4 protein-coding genes are annotated in these 7,248 nt (G+C 54.8%); all 4 read left to right on the forward strand.

Going from position 1 to position 7,248, the window contains the following annotated elements:
* The first annotated feature begins 442 nt into the window (after positions 1-442).
* Positions 443-1,819 carry a TolC family protein gene (locus P0Y67_RS18105; protein ID WP_342393017.1) on the forward strand — a complete coding sequence of 459 codons (1,377 nt, stop codon included), beginning with the start codon at positions 443-445 and terminating at the stop codon, positions 1,817-1,819.
* A gap of 2 nt (positions 1,820-1,821) precedes the next feature.
* Positions 1,822-3,531 (forward strand): efflux RND transporter periplasmic adaptor subunit, encoded by a 1,710-nt coding sequence (locus P0Y67_RS18110; protein WP_342393018.1) that lies wholly within the window; start codon positions 1,822-1,824, stop codon positions 3,529-3,531.
* Complete coding sequence (locus P0Y67_RS18115; protein ID WP_342393019.1) at positions 3,528-6,656, forward strand: efflux RND transporter permease subunit; 3,129 nt, start codon at positions 3,528-3,530, stop codon at positions 6,654-6,656. The genes P0Y67_RS18110 and P0Y67_RS18115 overlap by 4 nt, the downstream gene beginning before the upstream one ends.
* An 86-nt stretch (positions 6,657-6,742) precedes the next feature.
* A complete protein-coding gene (gene copI, locus P0Y67_RS18120) occupies positions 6,743-7,192 on the forward strand; it encodes a copper-resistant cuproprotein CopI (protein WP_342393020.1) in 450 nt (149 codons plus the stop codon).
* Positions 7,193-7,248 lie beyond the last annotated feature (56 nt).

A 7,248-nucleotide genomic window follows, 5' to 3' on the forward strand; every position in this document is an offset into this window, starting at 1 on the left:
TAACCTTATTGACTACACTGGTACTGATAGTATCGGGTGTGGTCAATAGCACGCCTTTAATGACCTTCAGTATGATAAGTGACAGCATGATGCCGGCTGAACATCACTGTGCCGGAATGTCTCACACGGCTGACAATGAGCACTCAGAACACAGCGCGCAGCAGCCACCCGGTTGTGAACATGATATGACCATGGCTCACACCTGTTGTACCGCAACTTGTAGTACAGCCTTTGTGCTGCCCGTTCAGCATCAGCCTTTTTCTCTTAATAGTCAGCTAGCTTTGAGACCAGCAGAGAGCGTTGTTTCTGTGGTTTACACTTCTCAGTCCCTTTACCGTCCTCCCATCACCTGAATCCATTCTTCGTAAGTTGTCTCACCGCGAACGGACGGTGAGTATCGTTTTTCTGCCGCTTTCCGGCAGCAAACAGAATGGATGTTATGGTGAAAAAACATATGCATGCTTTGGCGCTGAGTCTCAGTGCCGCCTGGCTGTACCCGGTATGGCAGTTTCCGGTCTGGGCAGCAGAGACGCTGGACATTTCCGCCCACAAGGAAGTTCAGCCAGCATCGTTACAAACCTTGATCGCGCTGGCTGTACGCAATGACGCCAGTCAGGCGCAGCTCGCGGCGCAGTCCAGTGCGCTACGTGAAACGGCCGTCGCCAGTGCCACTCAAATGGATCCCAAACTGAAAGTCGGTGTCGGCGGCTTGCCTGTGGACAGCTTTCAGTTTGATGACGATCCCATGACCAATATTTCTGTCGGGCTGATGCAGCAGTTCGAGCGTGGAGACACGCTTGAACTGCAGGCCAGAAAAGTGCGCCAGCAAGCGGAAGGCGTGGACTGGCAAATTCAGGCCCGGCAAAGGGAGGTCGCCAACAGCATTACCCAACTGTGGCTTGAATTGGGCTATCAGCAATATGCCGAACGCGTGTTAAGGGAAAATCAGCGCCTGATGTCGGAAATGGCCGGTTTTATCCAGACCAATTACGCAATTGGCAAAAGTGAAGCCCAGGATCTGCTTCAGGCTCAGCTTCAGGTGAGCCGGCTGGACGATAAACTTCAGGCCAACCGGCAGAGCCAGCGTAAATTGATGTCGCAGATGTCCGAATGGCTGGGGGCAGACTGGTTGTCGGCGAATGCTTCACTGGCTGCCGGTTATCAACTTGACAGGGCAGCGCTGGACGCTGTGCTGAAGTCGCACAATGGCACGAGTCAGTTTTACACTTTGCTGGCTCAGCACCCCATGGTGGCAATGACTGAAGCGGCGATTTCAGCCAGTCAGACTCAGGCAGATATCGCTGGCGAAGCTTACAAGCCTCAGTTTGCCGTGGAAGTCATGTACGGCTACCGGCAGGCCAATAACATGCGAGGCGAACCGGCTTCGGATCTGCTCAGTGCTTATCTGACGGTGGATCTCCCGCTGTTTACGGACAACCGGCAGGACAGAAACCGCGCTGCTGCGCATTATCAGGTTGGCGCAGCCAAATCTCAGAAAGACCTGCTCCTGGCTCAGATGAACGCCCGGGTCAATGCCTTGCTGGCCGACAGACAGAGCCAGACCGAGCGGTTGGAGCGCTATCAGAACAGCTTGCTGCCACAGGCGAAAGAAAGGACCCAAGCCGTGGAACGCGGCTATCAGAATAACACTGCGCAGTTCAGTGATGTGGTCAATGCGGCCAGCGATGAGCTGGCACTCGAGCTGGAACTGGCACGTTTGACGGCCGATCTCAGCCAGACCAGCAGTACGCTGGCATTTTTGCTGGGTGGTCAAGCCTTGCAAACTCTCGCCCCATCACTGACAGACCAAGGAAAATAATAATGAAAACAATCACAATCACTGTGCTGGCGCTGCTCATTGGCAGCGCAATCGGCTATGTGGGCAGTCAGTACCTCAGCAGCCAGGCTCTGTCAGCCAATAGCAGCGACGCATCAGCGAATACCCCTAAAGCCCCGCTGTACTGGGTAGCGCCTATGGATCCCAACTACCGGCGGGATCAGCCGGGAAAGTCGCCGATGGGGATGGATTTGATCCCGGTTTATGAAGAAGACCAAGGCGGTCCGAAAAGTAAACCGGGCACGGTGCGTATTGATCCGGCGGTGGAAAACAACCTCGGCGTGAAAACGGCCGCGGTGTCTGTTCAGCCACTGACGCCCAGAATTGAAACCGTCGGGTATGTCGCTTTCGATGAAAGGCACTTGTGGCAAAGCAACGTGCGTGTCAGCGGCTGGGTGGAGAACCTTTACATCAATGCGGTTGGTGAGCAGGTGAAGCAAGGAGATGTACTCTTCACCCTGTATTCACCGGAACTGGTCAAAGCCCAGGAAGAGCTATTGAATGCATACCGCACTAAACGTGATGGCCTGATTGAAGGCGCCTATGAGCGCTTGGTGTCGCTGGGAGTTGATAAGGCACAAATTCAGGCCATCGCCAGAAGCGACAAAGCGGTCCAGACAGTGAAAGTGAAGGCCCCGGCAGACGGGGTGATCGCCAGCCTGAATGTCCGTGAAGGGGCGTATCTGTCACCGGCGCAGTCGGTGATCAGTGCAGGGCCCTTGAATACTGTCTGGGTCGATGCCGAGGTGTTTGAACGCCAGGCGCATTGGATAACAACTGGCAGTAAAGCCACCATGACGCTGGATGCCCTGCCGGGCAAAGCGTGGCAGGGGCGTGTGGATTATGTCTACCCCATTCTTGACCCCGCCACCCGTACTCTGCGGATGCGGCTGAATTTCAACAATGCGGCGGGCGAACTCAAACCCAATATGTTTGCCAACATCGTGCTGGAGCCCGAGACAGACAAAGCGGTGATGACGATTCCGGCCTCTGCCGTGATTCGCTCCGGCGGCATGACGCGCGTGGTGCTGTCAGAAGGTGAGGGGAAATATCGCTCTGCCCGGATAGAAGTGGGTCGCCAGGCGGCAGAACAGATTGAAGTTCTGCAAGGATTAAGCCTGCAAGACCGCGTCGTGACCTCTGCACATTTCTTGCTGGACTCAGAATCCAGTCAGTCGGCAGATCTGGCACGCATTAACGGTGTTGAACCTGAACAAGCCACAGTCTGGGCAACCGGTGAAATCACTGAGGTGATGGCCGATCACAAGATGCTGACGATAAACCATCAGCCTGTACCGGAATGGGACTGGCCGGGCATGGTGATGAATTTCACTCTGGCTGATAGCCTGGAAATGGCGCCGCTGAAGACAGGACAGACACTGGAGTTCGAAATTGCCAAGTTAGAATCCGGCCAGTATCAGGTGGTGGATTTCAAGGTCAAGGATCAAGCTGCAGCCCAGGAAATCTGGGTCAGAGGCAATATTACCATGCTGATGGCAGAGTTCGGCATGATAACCCTGTCACATTCAGCTGTGCCCGAATGGCAATGGCAGCCAGGTGAAATGAACTTCACTGTGGATGACAGTATCGATCTGTCTGCGTTCACAGAAGGACAGACCGTCCGCTTTCTGATCAGTCGTCACGGCAGTGAGTACAGCCTGAAAGCACTCGATGTTGCCGGGGGTGAGCAATGATAGCAGCCATTATTCGCTGGTCACTGCACAACCGGTTTCTGGTGCTGATAGCGGCTCTGTTCCTGACGCTGGCGGGACTGTACAGCGTTAAAAATACCCCGGTCGATGCACTGCCGGATTTATCCGATGTACAGGTGATCATCAAAACCAGCTACCCGGGACAGGCACCGCAAGTGGTGGAAGATCAGGTGACGTATCCGCTGACTACCGCCATGCTGGCGGTGCCAGGTGCCGATACGGTTCGCGGTTATTCCTTCTTTGGTGATTCGTACGTTTATATCATTTTCAACGATGATACCGACATGTACTGGGCGCGTTCCCGGGTACTGGAATACCTCAGCCAAGTTGCGCCTAAGCTGCCGGCGAACGCGAAACCGACCCTGGGTCCGGATGCGACCGGCGTGGGCTGGGTATACAGTTATGTGCTGCAGGATAAAACCGGCCAGCACGATCTGGCTGAGCTGCGCAGTCTGCAAGACTGGTTTTTGAAGTATGAACTGCAAACCGTCAACGGGGTGTCGGAAGTGGCCACAGTCGGCGGCATGGTGAAGCAGTATCAGGTGCAGATAGATCCAGCCAAGCTGCGCGCTTATGATTTAACGCTCCAGCAGGTCAATAACGCCATTCAGCGTGGTAATCAGGAAGTTGGCGCATCGGTTATCGAAGTGGCCGAAGCCGAGCTCATGGTCAGAACAACCGGCTACCTGACCGGCGTTGACGATCTGAAAGCGTTGCCCCTGAAAACCACAGCCAAAGGCACCCCCTTGCTGCTGGGAGATATCGCCGATATCAACATTGGTCCGCAGATGCGACGCGGCATTTCAGAGCTGAACGGCGAAGGTGAAGCGGTAGGCGGCGTGATTGTGATGCGCTATGGCGAGAACGCCAGTCAGGTGATTGAGGCGGTGAAAGCCAAACTGGCAGCACTGCAGCGCAGCTTGCCGGACGGTGTCGAGATAGTGCCCACTTATGACCGTTCAACCCTGATTAACGCCGCGGTTGAGAATCTGTGGCAGAAACTGGCGGAAGAGTTCATCGTGGTGGCGGTTGTTTGCGCCATCTTCCTGTTCCACATCCGCTCCTCACTGGTGATAGCTATCAGTCTGCCGGTCGGTATTTTAGCGGCCTTTGTCGTCATGCACTGGCAGGGGATCAACGCCAATATCATGTCGCTCGGCGGAATTGCGATTGCTATCGGGGCGATGGTCGATGGCGCGATTGTGATGATTGAAAATGTGCACAAGCACATCGAGCGCACACCGCTGACAGATCAGAACCGCTGGCAGGTGATCGGCAAAGCGGCAGAAGAAGTCGGTGCGCCTTTGTTTTTCTCCTTGCTGATCATCACCCTGAGCTTCGTGCCTGTGTTCGCGCTGGAAGGCCAGGAAGGCAAGATGTTCTCGCCGCTGGCTTACACCAAAACCTATGCCATGGCCGCAGCCGCCGGACTGGCGATCACGCTGGTTCCGGTTCTGATGGGCTACTTTATTCGCGGTAAGGTGTTGCCTGAGCACAAAAACCCGGCCAACCGCGGGCTGGTGGCCCTGTACCGGCCGTTGCTGAATCTCAGTCTGGCTTATCCTAAAGCCGTGATTGTAGTGGCACTGGCACTGCTGGCATCGGCTTACTACCCGGCCGCCAGAATGGGCAGTGAGTTCATTCCGCCGCTGGACGAGGGCGATCTGATGTACATGCCAACCACCTATCCTGGTATTTCAGTTGGCAAGGCGCGTGAGCTGCTGCAGCAAACCAACAAGCTGATCAAAACCGTGCCGGAAGTGGAAACCGTGTGGGGCAAGATTGGCCGGGCAGAAACCGCGACCGACCCGGCGCCGCTGACCATGATAGAAACTGTGATTCAGCTCAAACCGCGCGATCAGTGGCGCGAGGGTGTGACGACGGAATCGCTGCGCAAAACCTTTGACGATCTGGTGCAGTTTCCCGGCCTGACTAATGCTTGGGTGATGCCGATAAAAACCCGCATCGATATGCTGGCAACGGGGATCAAAACCCCGATAGGGATCAAAATTGCCGGGCCGGATCTGAAAACAATAGAAACCATCGGCGCGCAGATTGAGCCTATCCTGAACGCGATTACGGGCACGGCTTCTGTCTATGCCGAGCGGGTTGCCGGCGGGCGCTATGTCACCATTGATATCAAGCGCCGCCAGGCCGCGCGTTACGGATTGAACATCCAGGACGTTCAGCAGGTGATTGCCTCTGCAATTGGTGGTGTAAACGTCGGTGAAACCATTGAAGGGCTGGAGCGTTATCCGATCAATGTCCGCTACCCGCAGGACTATCGGGATTCCGTGGTGAAACTGCAGAATCTGCCACTGGTCACACCTAACGGCGCCCGGATTGCCCTTGCCGATGTGGCCGATATTCGCTACGAAGACGGGCCGCCGATGATCAAAACAGAAAATGCCCGCCCCAACGGCTGGGTGTTTGTGGATATTGAAGATCGTGATCTGGGCTCTTACGTTGCCGAAGCCAGAGAGATTGTGGCCCGCGAACTGTCGCTGCCAGCCGGTTATTCACTGACCTGGTCCGGGCAGTATGAATACATGGAACGGGCTAAGGCAAAACTCAGTGTGGTCACGCCTGTCACGCTGATGATCATTATGCTGCTGCTGTATTTCAGCTTCCGGCGGGTAGGGGAAGTGCTGGTCATTATGGCCACCCTGCCGCTGGCAATGGTGGGCGGCGTCTGGCTGATGTATCTCCTGCAATACAACTTCTCGATTGCGGTAGGCGTCGGGTTTATCGCATTGGCAGGCGTGGCGGTCGAGATTGGTGTCATCATGCTGGTGTATCTCAATCAGGCCTGGCACTGGCGCAAATTACAGGCAGAAGAGCAGCAGAATCACCTGCAGCCACAGGATCTGACCGACGCTATCCGGGAAGGGGCCGGGCTGCGTGTCCGCCCTGTGATGATGACAGTTTTAACAGTCATCATTGGCTTGATTCCCATTATGTACGGCTCGGGCACAGGATCGGAAGTCATGCAGCGTATTGCCGCACCTATGATTGGCGGCATGGCGTCAGCCTTGCTTCTCACCTTGCTGGTGTTGCCGGCCATTTTCAAGCTGTGGAAGCAGCGCGAAGTGACATCAAACCGTTAATTATCTTTGCCTTTCTCCTGCCTGACGGGAGGAGGGCACAAGGTAAACACATCAGAATAATTTTGCTGAACACAAAGGAAATACAGATGAAAAAAACAGTACTCGCCCTGATCATCACACTGGCCTCGATGCCTGTCCTTGCGGATGAGATGGGCCACGGCTCAATGGATTATTCGAAAATGGATCACAGTAAAATGGATCATTCAGGGATGAAAATGGAGGGCATGAACATGGAAGGCATGTCTGCTGTCGGTATGCCCGCCAAAGGGGCCAAACCCGACAAAGTGGTTCACGTTATTCTCTCCGATGACATGAAGATCCGCTTCAAGAAAGACGTGCAGATCGAAGCCAACGATGTGGTGCAGTTCGTGGTGATGAACACAGGCAAAATCGACCACGAGTTCTCCATTGGCTCAATGGCAGAACAGCTCAAACACAGGGAAATGATGCGCAACATGACAACCGGCCATGATCACGATAGCGGCTCAACCGTGACGGTGAAACCGGGTAAAGCTAAAACTGATCTGATCCACTAACTCTGGACACTTAGCTAAGCACTGTTCTTCAATTCAAAATTCTCAGGGCTGAGATA

Origin of the sequence: Photobacterium sp. SP02 (assembly GCF_038519165.1) — a bacterium.
In the GTDB taxonomy this organism is placed as follows: Bacteria; Pseudomonadota; Gammaproteobacteria; order Enterobacterales; family Vibrionaceae; genus Photobacterium; species Photobacterium halotolerans.

Coding starts and splice junctions, on each gene's coding strand:
- P0Y67_RS18110 (WP_342393018.1), top strand. CDS start 1,822: ATGAAAACAATCACAATCACTGTGCTGGCGCTGCTCATTGGCAGCGCA.
- P0Y67_RS18115 (WP_342393019.1), top strand. CDS start 3,528: ATGATAGCAGCCATTATTCGCTGGTCACTGCACAACCGGTTTCTGGTG.
- copI (WP_342393020.1), top strand. CDS start 6,743: ATGAAAAAAACAGTACTCGCCCTGATCATCACACTGGCCTCGATGCCT.